The sequence below is a fragment of the Plantibacter cousiniae (nom. nud.) genome, from assembly GCF_977070315.1.
Map to the genome: position 1 here is coordinate 77,287 of NZ_CDRVEU010000008.1, position 16,536 is coordinate 93,822.

The window sequence follows — 16,536 nt, forward strand, 5'->3', positions numbered from 1 at the left end:
TCTTGCAGATTACATCTAATGAACAGGTTGCAACGCTCGTCTGTAAAGCATCACAGACCTGCCTGCAGCTTGCAGGTTAAAGCTCGCAGCTATAGAGGAATTCTTTTTTATGTCCCAGAAATTCGACGTGGTAGTGATTGGCGCAGGCCCTGGCGGTTATGTTGCCGCCATCAAGGCTGCGCAACTTGGTCTCAAGACTGCCTGCATCGAGAAGTATCAGGACAAGGAGGGCAAACTGGCCCTCGGCGGTACCTGCCTGAACGTGGGTTGCATTCCTTCCAAGGCACTGCTCGACAGCTCCTGGAAATTCTATGAAGCCAAGAACGGCTTCAGCGTGCATGGCATCTCGACCTCTGAACTGAACATCGACGTTCCAGCGATGATCGGCCGCAAGTCGACCATCGTCAAAGGCCTGACCGGCGGCGTTGCCAGCCTGTTCAAAGCCAACGGCGTGACCACGTTGCAGGGCCACGGCAAACTGCTGGCCGGCAAGAAGGTTGAACTGACCGCAGCCGATGGCACTGTCGAAATCATTGAAGCGGATCATGTGATCCTGGCTTCGGGTTCGCGTCCTATCGACATTCCGCCAGCGCCTGTTGACCAGAAAGTCATCGTCGATTCGACTGGTGCTCTTGAATTCCAACAGGTTCCACAGCGTCTGGGCGTGATCGGCGCTGGCGTGATCGGTCTGGAACTGGGTTCTGTCTGGGCTCGCCTGGGTGCCCAGGTTACCGTTCTGGAAGCGCTGGAGAAGTTCATCCCGGCAGCCGACGAAGCGGTTTCCAAGGAAGCGCTGAAAACCTTCAACAAGCAGGGCCTGGACATCAAGCTGGGCGCTCGCGTGACCGGTTCCAAGGTCGAAGGCGAGCAGGTTGTGGTCAGCTACACCGACTCTGCCGGCGAACAGTCGATCACCTTCGACCGTCTGATCGTTGCCGTGGGCCGTCGTCCGGTTACCACTGACCTGCTGGCTTCGGACAGCGGCGTCGATCTCGACGAGCGCGGTTTCATCTACGTTGATGACTACTGCACCACCAGCGTTCCGGGCGTATACGCCATTGGTGACGTGGTTCGCGGCCTGATGCTGGCGCACAAGGCCTCGGAAGAGGGCATCATGGTTGTCGAGCGCATCAAGGGCCACAAGGCCCAGATGAACTACAACCTGATCCCGTCGGTTATCTATACCCACCCGGAAATCGCCTGGGTCGGCAAGACCGAGCAGACGCTCAAGGCCGAAGGCGTTGAAGTCAACGTCGGTACGTTCCCGTTCGCAGCCAGCGGCCGTGCCATGGCAGCCAATGACACCGGCGGTTTCGTCAAGATCATTGCCGACGCCAAGACCGATCGCGTACTGGGTGTTCACGTTATTGGCCCGAGCGCTGCAGAACTGGTACAGCAGGGCGCAATCGCGATGGAATTCGGCAGCAGCGCAGAGGACATCGGCATGATGGTCTTCTCGCACCCGACCCTGTCCGAAGCGCTGCATGAAGCTGCACTGGCTGTGAATGGCGGCGCCATCCATATCCAGAATCGCAAGAAACGCTAAGACAACAAGAGAAACCACGGCGCAGTGCCCGTCGTTGGCCTTGCAAGCAGGGCTTACCGCGGAATCTGCGCCGGACTCGACCTCTCAGGCGGCTTCATGAGTGTCCCACGGCACTTGCGGAGTCCACCCGGAGTAGCGGTCACAGGTGGTGCGGCACGCCGACGTGCAGCACCGAATGCGCAGTACCTAAACGAAGACGGTAATAAGCATGAATCTTCACGAGTATCAGGGTAAGCAGCTGTTCGCTGAGTACGGCCTGCCAGTATCCAAGGGTTACGCGGTAGACACCCCGGAAGCAGCAGCAGAAGCCTGCGACAAGATCGGCGGGACCGAGTGGGTCGTCAAAGCCCAGGTTCACGCAGGTGGTCGCGGTAAAGCGGGCGGCGTAAAGCTGGTTCGCAGCAAGGAAGACGCTGCAGCGTTCGCTCAACAGTGGTTGGGCAAGCGCCTGGTGACTTACCAGACTGACGCCAACGGTCAGCCAGTGACCAAGATCCTGGTCGAGTCCTGCACCGACATCGCCAAAGAGCTGTATCTGGGCGCTGTGGTCGATCGTTCCAGCCGTCGTATCGTGTTCATGGCTTCCACCGAAGGTGGCGTGGACATCGAGAAGATCGCGCACGACACTCCTGAAAAGATTCTCAAGGCCACCATCGATCCACTGGTTGGCGCTCAGCCGTTCCAGGGTCGCGATCTGGCATTCCAGCTGGGTCTGGAAGGCAAGCAGGTCACTCAGTTCGCCAAGATCTTCACCGGTCTGGCCAAGCTGTTCCAGGACCATGACCTGGCACTGCTGGAAGTGAACCCGCTGGTGATCAAGGCTGATGGCGATCTGCACTGCCTGGACGCCAAGATCAACATCGACGCCAACGCCATGTACCGTCAGCCAAAGCTGAAGGGCTTCCACGATCCTTCGCAGGACGATCCTCGTGAAGCTCACGCCGCCAAGTTCGAACTGAACTACGTTGCGCTGGAAGGCAACATCGGCTGCATGGTCAACGGTGCCGGTCTGGCCATGGGTACCATGGACATCGTCAACCTGCATGGCGGCAAGCCTGCAAACTTCCTTGACGTTGGCGGCGGTGCCACCAAGGAACGCGTTACCGAAGCGTTCAAGATCATTCTGTCCGACGCCAACGTCGCTGCAGTTCTGGTCAACATCTTCGGCGGTATCGTTCGTTGCGACATGATTGCCGAAGGCATCATCGGCGCAGTGAAAGAAGTCGGCGTTAAAATCCCGGTTGTTGTTCGCCTTGAAGGCAACAACGCTGAGCTGGGCGCTAAAGTACTGGCAGAAAGCGGTTTGAACATCATCGCGGCTACCAGCCTGACCGACGCTGCTCAACAAGTTGTCAAAGCCGCGGAGGGCAAGTAATGAGCGTCCTGATCAATAAAGACACCAAGGTTATCTGCCAGGGTTTCACTGGTTCGCAAGGTACCTTCCACTCCGAGCAAGCCATTGCCTACGGCACCAAGATGGTTGGCGGCGTGACACCAGGCAAGGGCGGCACCACGCACCTGAACCTGCCAGTGTTCAACACTGTGAAAGAAGCGGTAGACACCACTGGCGCAACCGCCAGCGTCATCTACGTTCCGGCTCCTTTCTGCAAGGATTCCATCCTTGAAGCAGCGTTCGGCGGCATCAAGCTGATCGTGTGCATCACCGAAGGCATCCCGACCATCGACATGCTGGAAGCCAAGGTCAAGTGCGACGAGCTGGGTGTGGTCCTGATCGGCCCTAACTGCCCAGGCGTCATCACTCCGGGCGAGTGCAAGATCGGTATCATGCCAGGTCATATTCACTTGCCAGGCAAGGTAGGCATCGTGTCGCGTTCCGGCACCCTGACTTACGAAGCTGTGAAGCAGACCACTGACGCCGGTTTCGGCCAGTCCACCTGCGTCGGTATCGGCGGTGACCCGATCCCGGGCTCGAACTTCATCGACATCCTGAAGCTGTTCCAGGAAGACCCGAAGACCGAAGCGATCGTCATGATCGGCGAGATCGGCGGTTCGGCTGAAGAAGAAGCCGCTGCCTACATCAAGGCGCACGTGACCAAGCCGGTTGTTTCCTACATCGCTGGTGTGACTGCTCCTCCGGGCAAGCGCATGGGCCATGCCGGTGCAATCATCTCGGGTGGTAAAGGTACTGCAGACGAGAAGTTCGCTGCACTGCAGGACGCTGGCGTGAAAACCGTGCGCTCCCTGGCAGACATCGGCAAGGCCCTGGCCGAGCTGACCGGTTGGCCGACCAAGTAAGCCTAGCTTGCTTTTCGGGTAATCGACAAAAGCCACCTTCGGGTGGCTTTTGTTTGGGCCGCTGAAAAACGCAGAGGTGCGTCCTTGTGCTGCTTGCGTCTATCGATTGTTATTCATCTGCCATTCCTGACAGGTCAATTCCTATATCTGTTCCTGAGTGGTCCCGCAAACAAACTGTGCTTCCTGAACGATCACAAGGCGCATGCCTTTGCGCCGCGACAGGCGGCACGACGCTTCATTAAGGGGCGCAGGACCAGGCGTGGCGAATACAGGGTCGGCGTGGGTATCGCTCTCGGATGGGTGATGTCAGGCATGGAAATAAGCTGCCGGGTATAGAGAGGAGGCCCAATCTATCTGTCAGGAAACGGTTGGTCTGTCAGGCATTTCTCGTTTTACAGCGGCTTTTGCAGCTGCCAGTTCAGGGTGCGTCGTCGGGTGGCTCGCCCTGAGACAGTGCATTTTCGAGCGAAGTTGGCTACCCTGTCCGCCGTTTTTGCGTTGCCCTCACGAGGGGCGTTTCGCAAGGTACTGCCACGTCTTACGCCGACGGGCTGCGTCTGCCCCATTCATGGGTGACGTCCCATCCCTTTTTCGATTCCGTGTGGTCCCTCGTAATGAAAGTGTTGAAAGGCCAGGACATCCTGGCACTCGGTTTTATGACATTTGCCCTGTTCGTCGGGGCTGGCAACATCATCTTTCCCCCTATAGTCGGCCTGCAAGCCGGGCCGCATGTGTGGATGGCGGCGCTGGGCTTTCTGGTCACTGCGGTTGGCTTGCCGGTCATTACCGTGATTGCTCTGGCCAGGGTCGGCGGCGCGATGGATGCCCTTAGCAGCCCGATTGGCAAGATCGCTGGCGGGGCGCTCGCTGCCGTCTGCTATCTGGCGGTCGGTCCGTTGTTCGCCACGCCACGTACCGCCACAGTATCGTTCGAAGTCGGCCTGGCGCCTCTGACCGGCGACACCCCGATGGCATTGTTTCTCTACAGCCTGGTGTATTTTCTGGTGGTGTTCTGGGTTTCGCTGTACCCAGGGCGCTTGCTCGATACCGTCGGACGCTTTCTGGCGCCGCTGAAGATCATTGCGCTGGCGGTTCTGGGCATTGCGGCATTCGGCTTGCCGGCGGGCGGAATAGGGGAGGCGGAGCCCGCGTACGCCGCAGCACCGTTTTCCCAGGGGTTCATCAATGGTTACCTGACCATGGATACGCTGGGGGCGTTGGTCTTCGGTATCGTTATCGTCAATGCGATCCGCTCTCGCGGTGTCGAATCGCCCCGTCTGATCACTCGCTACGCGATCATTGCCGGGCTGATCGCCGGGGTGGGGTTGGCGCTGGTGTATGTCAGTCTGTTTCGCCTTGGTTCCGGCAGCCACGCCGTGGCGGCCGGTGCGAGCAATGGCGCAGCGGTTCTGCATGCCTACGTGCAACACACCTTCGGTTCGCTGGGCAGCGGGTTCCTTGCCGTGCTGATTTCCCTGGCGTGTCTGGTCACTGCAGTAGGCCTGACCTGTGCCTGCGCCGAATACTTTGCCAAGGTGCTGCCGCTGTCCTACAGAACGCTGGTGATTATCCTCGCCGTGTTCTCGCTGCTGGTGTCCAATCTCGGGTTGACCAAACTGATCCAGTTTTCGATTCCGGTGCTCACGGCGATTTATCCGCCGTGCATCGTTCTGGTCGCGCTGAGCTTCTGCAAGGAGCTCTGGCAGCGCCAGGGACGCGTAGTGGCACCTGTGATGCTGGTTTCGCTGGTGTTTGGCCTGATCGATGCGCTGAAGGGCGCTGGTTTCGCCGACGCGCTGCCCGATGTTCTGAGCCATCTGCCGCTGGGTGATCAGGGGCTCGCGTGGCTGGTGCCTGCTGTTGTCACGCTGGCGGTCGCGGTGGTGGTCGACAGGGCCATGGGCAAGCGTAGCGAGGCGCTGGCTTGAAGGCCTTGCGTTAGACGATTGCGCAGGAAAAACCGTGTTGCATGAAAAGGCCCGCTATAAGCGGGCCTTTTTAGTTCTGCGAGCGTATCAGCCTTACTTGGTGGCTGGTGCTGCTTCTGGCGCCTTGTCGGCGTTTTCATTGGCGCGCTGCTGAGCGGCTTCAGCGTTCTTCTGAGCGGCTTCCTGGCTTTCCTTGGCCGCGTCATTCACTTTTTCCTGAGCCTTTTCCATCGACTCCTGGGACTGCTGAGCTGCCTTGTTGGCATCTTGCTGAGTGTTTTCGGACTTTTTGTCACAGGCGGCAAGGCCCAGGGTGGCAGAAAGCATCAAGGCATAGGCTAAAGATTTACGCATGGGGTGTTTCTCCTTATTAAGTATTCACGAGCCTAAGAGCCTGCCCCCGCGAGTTAAGTTCCACCCGTGACGACAATAATGGGGAGCGCTGTTGCACGGCCGTTACACACTCATGAAACCGGGCCGATCATGAGCCTTTCCGGTGAGCGCCGAGCAAGCCGGTTCGCCTTGTGCCCGGTGCACGAAACATGCTCCACGCATCATTGGCTCTTGAAATCCTCGACCCAGCCCCCACCTTGATGACTACCCGCTGTCACACAGGCTGCTGCCTGACCGTGACGGCTTATACCATCCAGATCGGAGTTTGATGATTATGAGTGTGGAAACTCAAAAGGAAACCCTGGGCTTCCAGACCGAGGTAAAGCAACTGCTGCACCTCATGATCCATTCGCTGTATTCCAACAAGGAAATTTTCCTTCGCGAATTGATCTCGAACGCGTCTGACGCGGTCGACAAATTGCGTTTTGAAGCGTTGTCCACGCCCGAGTTGCTGGAAGGCGGCGCGGAGCTGAAAATTCGTGTGAGCTTCGACAAGGACGCGAAGACCGTTACGCTTGAAGACAACGGCATCGGTATGAGCCGTGAAGACGTGATCACCCACCTGGGCACGATCGCCAAGTCCGGCACCGCTGATTTCATGAAAAACCTGTCGGGCGACCAGAAGAAGGACTCGCACCTGATCGGTCAGTTCGGCGTGGGCTTCTACTCGGCGTTCATCGTAGCCGATCAGGTCGAAGTGTTCAGTCGCCGTGCCGGCACGCCAGCGAGCGAAGGCGTGCACTGGTCCTCCAAGGGCGAAGGCGAGTTCGAAGTTGCCACCGTCGACAAGGCTGATCGTGGCACCCGCATTGTTCTGCACCTGAAAAACGGTGAAGAGGAATTCGCTGACGGCTACCGCCTGCGTAACATCATCAAGAAATACTCCGACCATATCGCCTTGCCGATCGAACTGCCCAAAGAGCAGGCTCCGGCAGCCGAAGGCGAGGAGGCGCCGGCGCTGGAGTGGGAAACCGTCAACCGCGCCAGCGCACTCTGGACCCGTCCGCGCACCGAGGTGAAGGACGAGGAGTATCAGGAGTTCTACAAGCATGTCGCGCACGACTACGAGAACCCGCTGAGCTGGAGCCATAACAAGGTCGAAGGCAAGCTGGAATACACCTCGCTGCTGTACGTGCCTGCGCGTGCGCCGTTCGATCTGTATCAGCGTGAAGCCCCGCGTGGCCTCAAGCTTTACGTCCAGCGCGTGTTCGTGATGGATCAGGCAGAGTCGTTCCTGCCGCTGTACATGCGCTTCGTCAAGGGCGTGGTCGACTCCAATGACCTGTCGCTGAACGTTTCCCGCGAAATCCTGCAGAAAGACCCTATCATCGACTCGATGAAGTCGGCGTTGACCAAGCGCGTGCTGGACATGCTGGAGAAGCTGGCGAAAAACGAGCCCGAGAAGTACAAGGGTTTCTGGAAAAACTTTGGTCAGGTCCTCAAGGAAGGTCCTGCAGAAGACTTCGCCAACAAGGAAAAAATTGCCGGTCTGCTGCGTTTCGCATCGACGTCCGACGACAGCGGCGAACAGAGCGTTTCTCTGGCCGAGTACTTGGCGCGTGCCAAGGAAGGTCAGGACAAGATTTATTACCTCACTGGCGAATCCTACGCACAGGTCAAGAACAGCCCGCACCTTGAGGTCTTCCGCAAGAAGGGCATCGAAGTGCTGCTGCTCACCGATCGTATCGACGAGTGGCTGATGAGCTACCTGAGCGACTTCGATGGCAAGGGCTTTGTGGATGTGGCGCGTGGTGACCTGGATCTGGGCAATCTTGACTCCGAAGAGGACAAGAAGGCTCAGGAAGAGATCGCCAAGGACAAGGAAGGCCTGATCGAGCGCCTGAAAGCCGCGCTGGGTGAATCGGTGAGCGAAGTGCGGGTTTCCCATCGTCTGACCGATTCGCCTGCGATTCTTGCCATTGGCGAGCAGGATATGGGGCTGCAAATGCGTCAGATTCTGGAGGCCAGCGGGCAGAAGGTGCCAGACTCCAAGCCTATCTTCGAATTCAACCCGGCTCACCCGTTGATCGGCAAGCTTGATGCCGAACAGAGCGAAGACCGCTTCGGCGATCTGTCGCACATCCTGTTCGATCAGGCCGCGCTGGCCGCCGGTGACAGCCTCAAGGATCCGGCCGCTTACGTGCGCCGTCTGAACAAGTTGCTGGTAGAACTGTCGGTTTGATAGCCGGTTGACAAGAAACCCGCCTCGGCGGGTTTTTTGTTTCAGTTCCCGCGACACGTCTTTCATCTCTCCAACGATCAGGAGTCAGTAATGAGCAGCAATATCGAAATTCGTTCTGTGGTCTATCAGATTGATGGTCAGCCCTATGAAAGCCGTCTGGTGTACGACACCCATGCTACTGTTGCACAGCCAGGTCTGTTGATGGCGCCCAACTGGATGGGTGTCAGCAAGGGCGCCGAAGACATCGCCAAAGCGGTAGCAGCCGAGGGCTATGTCGTGTTGCTGGCTGACCTGTATGGTCAGCAGATTCGCCCCGGTAACAATGACGAGGCGGGCGCTGCCATGACGCCGCTCAAGAACGATCGCAGCCTGCTGCGCAAGCGTATGCAGGCAGGACTCGACCAGTTGTTGAGCCAGGGGGATGTGGCTCTGGACTCAAGCAGAATCGCAACCTTCGGCTTCTGCTTCGGCGGCTGCTGCTCTCTGGAGCTTGCGCGTACCGGTGCTGAACTGAAAGCCGCGATTTCCTTCCACGGCACGCTGGATACGCCTAACCCGGCTGACGCCAAAAACATCAAGGGCTCGGTGCTGGTCCTGCACGGTGCTTCTGACCCGTTGGTGCCGAAAGAGCAGCTACCGGCTTTCGAAGATGAGATGAACGCCGCTGGCGTGGACTGGCAACTGTACAGCTACGGTGGTGCATTCCACTCCTTCACAGATCCGCACGCCAACGTGCCGGGCATGATGATGTACGACGCCAAAGTGTCGAACCGCGCGTTCAAGTCGATGCATGATTTGCTGAAAGAAGTGTTCGGCTGAATGAATACCTATCGCGCCTAGGGCGTGCCGGAGAACACTATCGTGCCCATGCTCCGCGTGGGCATACCGGAGAACACCAGCCACTTTTCCCCATTCACAAAAAAGGCGCCTCGAAAGGCGCCTTCTTTGTTTGTCGCAAAAGCGGTATTACTTGCCCGCCCAGCGCTTCAAGACCAGCGTGGCGTTGGTGCCGCCGAAGCCGAAGCTGTTGCTCATGACCAGATCGATCTTCGCATCTTCCTGAGTCTTGAGCAGGATAGGCATGTCGGCAACCACCGGGTCCAGCTCGTCGATGTTGGCCGAACCTGCGATGAAGTTGTTTTCCATCATCAGCAGGCAGTAGATCGCTTCGTGGACACCTGCGGCGCCCAGCGAGTGGCCCGACAGGCTCTTGGTGGAGCTGATCGCCGGAGCGTTGGCGCCGAATACTTCGCGCACGCCTTCCATCTCCTTGGCGTCGCCGACCGGAGTCGAGGTGCCGTGGGTGTTGATGTAGTCAATGGCACCCGAATCGATGTCGCCCAGCGCCATCCTCATGCAACGAATGGCGCCTTCACCGCTTGGTGCGACCATGTCGTAGCCATCGGAGGTCGCGCCGTAGCCGACGATCTCTGCGTAGATCTTCGCGCCACGCGCCAGAGCGTGTTCGAGTTCTTCGACAACGACCATGCCGCCACCACCGGCAATGACGAAACCGTCACGTTTGGCGTCGTAGGCACGCGAGGCTTTTTCCGGCGTTTCGTTGTACTGGGTGGACAGTGCACCCATCGCGTCGAACAGGAACGACTGGCTCCAGTGCTCTTCTTCGCCGCCACCGGCAAAGACGATGTCCTGCTTGCCCAACTGAATCTGCTCGACAGCGTTGCCGATGCAGTGTGCGCTGGTGGCGCAGGCGGACGAGATGGAGTAGTTCACACCCTTGATCTTGAACGGCGTGGCCAGGCAGGCCGAAACGGTGCTGCCCATGGTCCGCGTGACGCGGTACGGGCCGACGCGCTTGACGCCTTTCTCGCGCAGGGTGTCCAGCGCTTCCATCTGGTTCAGGGTCGAGGCGCCGCCGCTGCCGGCGATCAGGCCGGTACGCACGTTGGAAACCTGCTCGTCGGTCAGGCCCGAATCGGTGATGGCGTCTTTCATCGCCAGGTAGGCATAGGCTGCCGCATGGCCGACGAAACGGAAGATCTTGCGATCGATCAGCTCTTCCAGGTTCAGGTCGATGGAGCCGGAAACCTGGCTGCGCAGACCCATTTCGGCATATTCCGGGTTGAAGCGGATGCCAGGGCGGTTAGCACGCAGGTTAGCGGTGACGGTGTCTTTGTCATTGCCCAAGCAGGAAACAATACCCAGACCAGTGATAACGACGCGGCGCATGCGAGTACCCTTAGAAATTTTCAGTGGAAGTGAACACGCCGACCCGGAGGCCTTCGGCGGTATAGATTTCGCGACCGTCGACACTGACCGAACCGTCGGCGATGGCCAGGTTCAGTTTGCCCTTCAGGACGCGCTTGATGTGGATGTTGTAAGTGACCTTCTTGGCGGTAGGCAGCACCTGACCGAAAAACTTCACTTCGCCTGAACCCAGGGCACGACCACGGCCGGGGTTGCCCTGCCAGCCAAGATAGAAACCGACCAACTGCCACATGGCGTCGAGGCCCAGGCATCCAGGCATGACCGGATCACCTTCGAAGTGGCAGGCAAAGAACCACAGGTCCGGATTGATATCCAGTTCGGCGACCAACTCACCCTTGCCGAACTTGCCGCCCTCATCACTGATGTGCGTGATGCGATCAACCATCAGCATGTTGGGGGCGGGCAGTTGCGCATTACCTGGGCCGAACAGCTCGCCACGACTGCAGCGCAGCAGGTCTTCCCGGGTAAAGGCGTGTTGTTTGGTCATGCGAGCTCCTCAATAATCTTGTGCGGCAGGTTGTGGCGCCACTGGCCCGAACGCCAGTTCTGGCGTGTTATTTTCGCCAGGACCCTGTCCGGCAGCCTACTCATAGACTGTTGCGTTGTAATGAAAGTCACAGCGCAGGTGAAATCAAGGTACACCTGTACACTGAATTTTGTCATTCAGCCGATTTTGCTGGCCGATCTGGATGCCAAGACTGCCGCAATTTAACATTTATCGCCAGTCACAGGTGCTTCAAAGGACAGCCAGCGCTGTAAAACCTGCTGTAAATCAGCATGTTTGAAGGGTTTGGGCAGGTAATCATCCATTCCTGCCTGCAAGCAGGCGTCCCGATCACCCTGTAACGCGTTGGCCGTCAGGGCAATGATTGGGATTCGCTCCAGCCCGGAAAGTTGCCTGATTCGACGGGTGGCCTCATAGCCATCCATGACCGGCAGTCGGCAATCCATGAGAATCAGCGCGTGGTTGCCTGCGCTTGCCTTCGCCACCGCTTCGGCACCGTCGACAGCGATGTCGACCTCGCACCCCAGATTACGCAACATGGCCTGCACCACCGTGCGGTTCACGGGGTTGTCTTCGACCAGCAGAATGCTGCGTTCCCGGCCATGTGCATCGAGTATCGACAGCGGCTTGGCAATATCCACCGAAGCGTCGCGCGAGACGGGCAGGGGGATCTGCAGTGTGAACAGCGAGCCCGAACCTTCCGCGCTTTCGGCGTGCAAGGTGCCGCCCATGCGTTCGGCCAGGGTCCGCGCAATCGGCAGCCCCAGACCCGTGCCGCCGTAACGTCTGGAAATCGAGCTGTCGGCCTGCTTGAACGCATCGAACATCGACTCCAGTCGCTCGGCGTCGATACCGATGCCGCTGTCCTGAACCGCGCAGGTAAAGTGCAGCCGCTCATCGTCGAGCATTGCCCACCTGGCGTCGACGCAGACCTTGCCTTGCTCGGTGAATTTAAGCGCGTTGCCGATCAGGTTCACCAGAATCTGGCGAATGCGTGTCGGGTCGCCTATGACGTTTATCGCCTCAAGACCTGGCTGAATGTGCAGTTCCAACAGCAGCTTGCGTTGCGCGGCGCTGTGGTTGAAGGCGTGGGTCGAGGCGCTGACCAGTTCAGCCAGGTTGAACGGTATGCCTTCCATTTGCAGGGCATCGCGCTCGATGCGGGAAAAATCGAGGATGTCGTTGATGACCCGCAGCAGATGCTCGGTGGATTCGGTCGCCAGCGTTGCGTACTCGCTCTGCTCGTGGGTCATCTGCGTGGTTTCCAGCAACTGCAGCATGCCCAGTACACCGTTCATGGGCGTACGCAGTTCGTGACTCATCATGGCCAGAAAATCCGATTTGGCGCGGTTGGCCTGTTCGGCTTCTTCCCGGGTCTGGATCAGTTGTGCCACCGAGCGTTGCTGCTCGAGGCTGGCGCGGTGCAGGTTCTCCGCCAGGTTGTTGATGTGCCGCGCCAGCGCACCCAGCTCGGCATCATCGCTGACCGGCATGGGCGTGTGGTAATCGCCATGTTGAATCGCCTTGAGGGCTTCGCCCATAGCGCTGATGGGTCTGGACAGGCTCAAGGCCAGGCTGCGCGCCAGCAGAAAGGCGAACAGCAAGGCCACCATCGCCAGGACGCCAGCCTTGAGCAGGATCTCTTGCTGACGTCGGCTGAATGCTTCGCTGGACATACCTACCAGCACCCGGCCCAGATAACTCTGTGAAGCGCCCTGCGCGGGTTGGCTTTTCCCTGCGGCGGGGGTGCCTGGATTGCCATGAATGGTGGTGCGCTGCGGCTGAACGGGGGCCAGAAACACTTCCATCTGCCGGGTCTGCTGCTCGTTTTCGCGCGGCTGGTCTATGTAAATTACGGCGGTGTTGGAGCTGTCCTGAATTTCCACATAGCGAACGCTGGGCATGGACAGGGTGGCGCGCATCAACGCCTTGAGCCCTTCGATATCGCCCGAGGTCACGCCTGGCTCGACCGCAGTCGCCAGCTGATTGGCGATCAGTTGCCCGGTGTGATTGAGCTCCTGACGCAGGTCCTGAATACGTACGAACGTAAAAAAGCTGATCAACAGAGCTGTCAGCAACAGGGCAGGGCCAAGGCTGATGATCTGTGTGCGGGTATTGATGTCCCAATGCCGAAACTTCATCGACTGTGGGCCTCGCGCGCAACGCACTGCGGAGGTGGTTCGATTGATGCGTCCATGCTTGTTCGCCCGGTGGTCGCGAATCGCTCCGGCTGCACAAGGCAGGGCCGATTCGTGATGATTCATGCTGTGCGCGCATGTTAACCGAGATGGCGCGTGTTTCCAGCGAACTTGTTGATGGATGCCATCCTGCGTGCATAACAGATCAGCTTTGTCGCTGGCTGATAACGTGTTGCTCCGTATAATGACGGCATCGCCACTTGAATGGCTCTGGATGGATAGTTTTATGACCACACAGCAACCCGTCGCGGTGCTTGGCGGTGGCAGCTTCGGTACGGCCATTGCCAATCTGCTGGCCGAGAACGGCCATCAGGTTCGTCAGTGGATGCGCGATCCGGAGCAGGCTGAGGCCATTCGCGTCAATCGTGAAAACCCCCGTTACCTCAAGGGTATCAAGATTCGTCCTGAAGTCGAGCCGGTCACCGACCTGACGGCGGTGCTCGACGCCAGCGAACTGATCTTCGTCGCCTTGCCATCGAGTGCCTTGCGCTCGGTGCTGTCGCCTCACGTCGAGCGCCTCAATGGCAAGATGCTGGTGAGCCTGACCAAGGGAATTGAAGCGCAGAGCTTCAAGCTGATGAGTCAGATCCTCGAAGAGATCGTCCCGCAGGCGCGTATCGGCGTGTTGTCCGGGCCCAACCTGGCGCGGGAAATCGCGGAGCATGCGTTGACTGCAACAGTGGTTGCCAGTGAAGACGAAGCGCTGTGTCAGGCGGTTCAGGCTGCATTGCACGGGCGCACCTTTCGCGTTTATGCCAGCAATGACCGCTTTGGTGTCGAGCTGGGCGGGGCACTGAAGAACGTCTACGCGATTATTGCCGGGATGGCGGTGGCGCTGGACATGGGCGAAAACACCAAGAGCATGCTGATCACCCGGGCGCTGGCGGAAATGACCCGTTTTGCGGTCAGCCAGGGCGCCAACCCGATGACCTTTCTCGGCCTGGCCGGGGTGGGCGATCTCATCGTCACCTGCTCCTCGCCGAAAAGCCGCAACTATCAGGTCGGCTTTGCGCTGGGCCAGGGGCTGACGCTGGATGAAGCGGTCACCCGCCTGGGCGAGGTGGCCGAGGGCGTGAACACCCTCAAGGTGCTCAAGGTCAAGGCGCAGGAAGTGCAGGTCTACATGCCGTTGGTCGCCGGGCTGCATGCGATTCTTTTTGAAGGCCGTACGCTCAGCCAGGTCATCGAGGCACTGATGCGGGCCGAGCCCAAGACGGACGTCGATTTCATTTCGATTACCGGCTTTAATTGAATTCAGTCTGATCAGGAGAAGGTCTTGAACGAATCGAAAATCCAGCACAACGAATCGATCCTGCTGCGCATTCTGTGGATGCTGCTGTTTCTGGGTGTATGGCACGTCGCGCAAATCATTCTGGCGGGCGTGGTGCTGGTGCAATTGGTCTATCGCCTGATTTACGGCGCGCCGAATGGCGGCCTGATGAACTTCGGCGACAGCATCAGCCAGTACCTGGCGCAGATCGGTCGTTTCGGGACCTTTCACAGCGACCACAAACCCTGGCCTTTCGGCGACTGGCCAGCGCCGCGTGCGCCCGAAGGCGAGTCGGCTCATCATGTCCCGTCAGCGGCTCAGCCGGTGCGCGATGAGGAGCCAAGGCCATGAAGGTCTGGGTATTGCGTCATGGCGAAGCGCAGTCGCGGGCGCGCAGTGATGCCGAACGCGAGTTGACTGCACACGGACGTGAGGAAGTGCTGAAAAGTGCGCTGCACCTGACAGACAAGCCCGTGCAACGGATCATCGCAAGTCCCTACGTGCGAGCACAACAGACTGCCGAGCTGGTGCGTCAGTCGTTGGCATTCGATGACTCGATCGTCACCGCGCCCTGGCTTACACCCGACAGCAGTCCGCGTGAGGTGCTGGCGCAACTGGACAAGCTGGGTGTCGACGAAGTGCTGCTGGTCAGCCATCAGCCTCTGGTGGGCGAACTGATCGGGGTACTGGCGCACGGCAGCCCGCAGCAGGCCGAGCCGATGAGCACGGCCAGTCTTGCCGAGCTGGAAGGCGAGTTCTTAGTGGCAGGCGGGATGCGCCTCAACAGCGTCAGGCACGTCTGAACGGTCTGTGCGAGCAATGAATGACCGCCGCGAATGCGGCTCTCCCGGAAAAAGGATTTAGCATGAGCATATGGCGTCAGGCTCCCGATATCGAAGCCCTCATGGCGGCTCAAAAGAACACCATTGGCGAGGTGCTGGACATTCGCTTCGAGTCTTTCACCGATGATTCCCTTACGGCCAGCATGGTGGTCGATCAACGTACCCACCAGCCTTTCGGACTGCTGCACGGCGGCGCATCCGTGGTCCTGGCCGAGTCGCTGGGATCGATGGCCAGTTATCTGATAGTCGACCCGAGCAAGTACTTTTGCGTCGGGCTGGAGGTCAACGCCAACCATTTGCGCGGTGTGCGTGCCGGCCGTGTCACCGGTGTGGTCAGGCCCGTTCATATAGGCCGGACCACGCATGTGTGGGACATCCGTATCAGCAACGACGAAGGCAAGCCAAGCTGCATTTCGCGCTTGACGGTGGCCGTTGTACCGCATGGCAAAGAGCCTCCAGTCAATTGAGTGTTTTCAGCTATTACGGACGCATTCTCAGGTCCGGTTTGGCCGTTGTGAGAGGGTATCTTTTCTCTTAGTGTTTGAGTGTTCCCTGGAGGGAGCACTCATTCTCAGGAGGATTGATAATGACCGAAGAAAAGCCAGTCTCACCCGGAGAGAGCCCTGCGCCTGAACAGACGGTTGCGTCTGAAACGCCTGCTTTGCCGGGCAGTTCACCGCCCTTTGGCGGAGTACTCACCGGTCAACCGATATCTGCTGCAACCCCGCCTGCTGCCAAGGCTCCACCGCAACACGGTGAATTGAATCTGGAAAAGCGCTTGAAGGCGGTCTATGCGGATAACCTGATGACCTCAGCCGAGTTCATGGCCTTGCGTGATGATGCCGACATGCTGTTCGACAAGCTGAAGGTCCAGTTTCCCGACAATGGTCCCCTCGCGCTGTTCCAGCCGTTGGCGGATGCCGCAGTACAAGCCATGCAGTTAGCCATCCTGGATTTCAGAAAGGCCAAGCCCTCTGCTGAGGCCAAGGCCCTTGCCAAACAGTCTTTTGGTTTTCAGGTCGCCTATATAAAGGCTTGTCTGGACCGTTTTACCCAAGCTTTATAGGCCTTCACGCCGCTCCGACCGCCGTATCGGGTAATCCTGATGGCCGGAGTGACACCTGCGATGGCGGTTCCAGTCATTGCCGATCTGCGAAGCAACTTGGCACAATCGTGACTCGCCCGCT

15 protein-coding genes are annotated in these 16,536 nt (G+C 58.8%); 11 read left to right on the forward strand and 4 right to left on the reverse strand.

The genetic code is table 11. The features are described from left to right. Positions 1 to 109: 109 nt before the first annotated feature. The 4 genes from lpdA (at position 110) to brnQ (ending at position 5,730) form a co-directional block, all read left to right on the forward strand. Positions 110 to 1,546, forward strand: a complete 1,437-nt coding sequence (lpdA, locus tag ACW55A_RS16270) for a dihydrolipoyl dehydrogenase (RefSeq protein ID WP_498811038.1) — start codon at positions 110 to 112, stop codon at positions 1,544 to 1,546. 208 nt (positions 1,547 to 1,754) lie between these two features. Then, complete coding sequence (gene sucC, locus ACW55A_RS16275) at positions 1,755 to 2,921, forward strand: ADP-forming succinate--CoA ligase subunit beta (RefSeq protein ID WP_003316561.1); 1,167 nt, start codon at positions 1,755 to 1,757, stop codon at positions 2,919 to 2,921. Then, positions 2,921 to 3,802: a succinate--CoA ligase subunit alpha gene (gene sucD, locus ACW55A_RS16280; protein WP_003316562.1), complete on the forward strand. Its 882-nt coding sequence runs from the start codon at positions 2,921 to 2,923 to the stop codon at positions 3,800 to 3,802. Before sucC ends, sucD begins: the two co-directional genes overlap by 1 nt. A gap of 614 nt (positions 3,803 to 4,416) precedes the next feature. Further along, the gene (brnQ, locus tag ACW55A_RS16285) at positions 4,417 to 5,730 is read left to right on the forward strand and encodes a branched-chain amino acid transport system II carrier protein (protein ID WP_455807794.1); all 1,314 of its coding nucleotides are present in this window, start codon (positions 4,417 to 4,419) and stop codon (positions 5,728 to 5,730) included. A gap of 93 nt (positions 5,731 to 5,823) precedes the next feature. Here brnQ and ACW55A_RS16290 read toward each other — a convergent pair whose 3' ends face one another. Continuing rightward, positions 5,824 to 6,084 carry a hypothetical protein gene (locus ACW55A_RS16290; RefSeq protein WP_003366710.1) on the reverse strand — a complete coding sequence of 87 codons (261 nt, stop codon included), beginning with the start codon at positions 6,082 to 6,084 and terminating at the stop codon, positions 5,824 to 5,826. 313 nt (positions 6,085 to 6,397) lie between these two features. Here ACW55A_RS16290 and htpG point away from each other — a divergent pair, with 313 nt between their 5' ends. After that, positions 6,398 to 8,305 carry a molecular chaperone HtpG gene (gene htpG / locus ACW55A_RS16295; protein WP_003366712.1) on the forward strand — a complete coding sequence of 636 codons (1,908 nt, stop codon included), beginning with the start codon at positions 6,398 to 6,400 and terminating at the stop codon, positions 8,303 to 8,305. 90 nt (positions 8,306 to 8,395) lie between these two features. Next, positions 8,396 to 9,124: a dienelactone hydrolase family protein gene (locus ACW55A_RS16300; protein ID WP_455807793.1), complete on the forward strand. Its 729-nt coding sequence runs from the start codon at positions 8,396 to 8,398 to the stop codon at positions 9,122 to 9,124. A gap of 147 nt (positions 9,125 to 9,271) precedes the next feature. Here the strand turns inward: ACW55A_RS16300 and fabB are convergent, their stop codons facing one another. The 3 genes from fabB to ACW55A_RS16315 form a co-directional block, all read right to left on the reverse strand. After that, on the reverse strand, positions 9,272 to 10,495 hold the full coding sequence (gene fabB / locus ACW55A_RS16305; RefSeq protein ID WP_455807792.1) for a beta-ketoacyl-ACP synthase I: 1,224 nt from the start codon (positions 10,493 to 10,495) through the stop codon (positions 9,272 to 9,274). Between the two features lie 10 nt (positions 10,496 to 10,505). Continuing rightward, the gene (gene fabA, locus ACW55A_RS16310; protein ID WP_003316569.1) at positions 10,506 to 11,021 is read right to left on the reverse strand and encodes a 3-hydroxyacyl-[acyl-carrier-protein] dehydratase FabA; all 516 of its coding nucleotides are present in this window, start codon (positions 11,019 to 11,021) and stop codon (positions 10,506 to 10,508) included. 221 nt (positions 11,022 to 11,242) lie between these two features. Next, a complete protein-coding gene (locus tag ACW55A_RS16315; RefSeq protein ID WP_498811039.1) occupies positions 11,243 to 13,303 on the reverse strand; it encodes an ATP-binding protein in 2,061 nt (686 codons plus the stop codon). 160 nt (positions 13,304 to 13,463) lie between these two features. On the opposite strand from ACW55A_RS16315, the gene ACW55A_RS16320 reads away from it, so the two are divergent. The 5 genes from ACW55A_RS16320 (at position 13,464) to ACW55A_RS16340 (ending at position 16,415) form a co-directional block, all read left to right on the forward strand. Further along, on the forward strand, positions 13,464 to 14,489 hold the full coding sequence (locus ACW55A_RS16320; RefSeq protein WP_003366722.1) for an NAD(P)H-dependent glycerol-3-phosphate dehydrogenase: 1,026 nt from the start codon (positions 13,464 to 13,466) through the stop codon (positions 14,487 to 14,489). A 24-nt stretch (positions 14,490 to 14,513) separates the two neighbouring features. Beyond that, positions 14,514 to 14,858: a DUF4389 domain-containing protein gene (locus ACW55A_RS16325; RefSeq protein ID WP_044308396.1), complete on the forward strand. Its 345-nt coding sequence runs from the start codon at positions 14,514 to 14,516 to the stop codon at positions 14,856 to 14,858. Continuing rightward, entirely contained in the window at positions 14,855 to 15,310 is a 456-nt protein-coding gene (gene sixA, locus ACW55A_RS16330; RefSeq protein ID WP_044308395.1) for a phosphohistidine phosphatase SixA, read from the forward strand. The genes ACW55A_RS16325 and sixA overlap by 4 nt, the downstream gene beginning before the upstream one ends. A 62-nt stretch (positions 15,311 to 15,372) precedes the next feature. Beyond that, positions 15,373 to 15,816 (forward strand): hotdog fold thioesterase, encoded by a 444-nt coding sequence (locus ACW55A_RS16335; protein WP_003366728.1) that lies wholly within the window; start codon positions 15,373 to 15,375, stop codon positions 15,814 to 15,816. A gap of 119 nt (positions 15,817 to 15,935) precedes the next feature. Then, the gene (locus tag ACW55A_RS16340; protein ID WP_455807791.1) at positions 15,936 to 16,415 is read left to right on the forward strand and encodes a hypothetical protein; all 480 of its coding nucleotides are present in this window, start codon (positions 15,936 to 15,938) and stop codon (positions 16,413 to 16,415) included. The last annotated feature ends 121 nt before the right edge of the window (positions 16,416 to 16,536 follow it).

Bases quoted from the DNA above. Each gene is read 5' to 3' on its own strand.
- brnQ (WP_455807794.1), top strand. From the start codon at position 4,417: ATGAAAGTGTTGAAAGGCCAGGACATCCTGGCACTCGGTTTTATGACA.
- ACW55A_RS16320 (WP_003366722.1), top strand. From the start codon at position 13,464: ATGACCACACAGCAACCCGTCGCGGTGCTTGGCGGTGGCAGCTTCGGT.
- ACW55A_RS16335 (WP_003366728.1), top strand. From the start codon at position 15,373: ATGAGCATATGGCGTCAGGCTCCCGATATCGAAGCCCTCATGGCGGCT.
- lpdA (WP_498811038.1), top strand. From the start codon at position 110: ATGTCCCAGAAATTCGACGTGGTAGTGATTGGCGCAGGCCCTGGCGGT.
- sixA (WP_044308395.1), top strand. From the start codon at position 14,855: ATGAAGGTCTGGGTATTGCGTCATGGCGAAGCGCAGTCGCGGGCGCGC.
- ACW55A_RS16315 (WP_498811039.1), bottom strand. From the start codon at position 13,303: ATGAATCATCACGAATCGGCCCTGCCTTGTGCAGCCGGAGCGATTCGC.
- ACW55A_RS16300 (WP_455807793.1), top strand. From the start codon at position 8,396: ATGAGCAGCAATATCGAAATTCGTTCTGTGGTCTATCAGATTGATGGT.
- htpG (WP_003366712.1), top strand. From the start codon at position 6,398: ATGAGTGTGGAAACTCAAAAGGAAACCCTGGGCTTCCAGACCGAGGTA.
- ACW55A_RS16290 (WP_003366710.1), bottom strand. From the start codon at position 6,084: ATGCGTAAATCTTTAGCCTATGCCTTGATGCTTTCTGCCACCCTGGGC.
- fabA (WP_003316569.1), bottom strand. From the start codon at position 11,021: ATGACCAAACAACACGCCTTTACCCGGGAAGACCTGCTGCGCTGCAGT.
- sucC (WP_003316561.1), top strand. From the start codon at position 1,755: ATGAATCTTCACGAGTATCAGGGTAAGCAGCTGTTCGCTGAGTACGGC.
- ACW55A_RS16340 (WP_455807791.1), top strand. From the start codon at position 15,936: ATGACCGAAGAAAAGCCAGTCTCACCCGGAGAGAGCCCTGCGCCTGAA.
- sucD (WP_003316562.1), top strand. From the start codon at position 2,921: ATGAGCGTCCTGATCAATAAAGACACCAAGGTTATCTGCCAGGGTTTC.
- fabB (WP_455807792.1), bottom strand. From the start codon at position 10,495: ATGCGCCGCGTCGTTATCACTGGTCTGGGTATTGTTTCCTGCTTGGGC.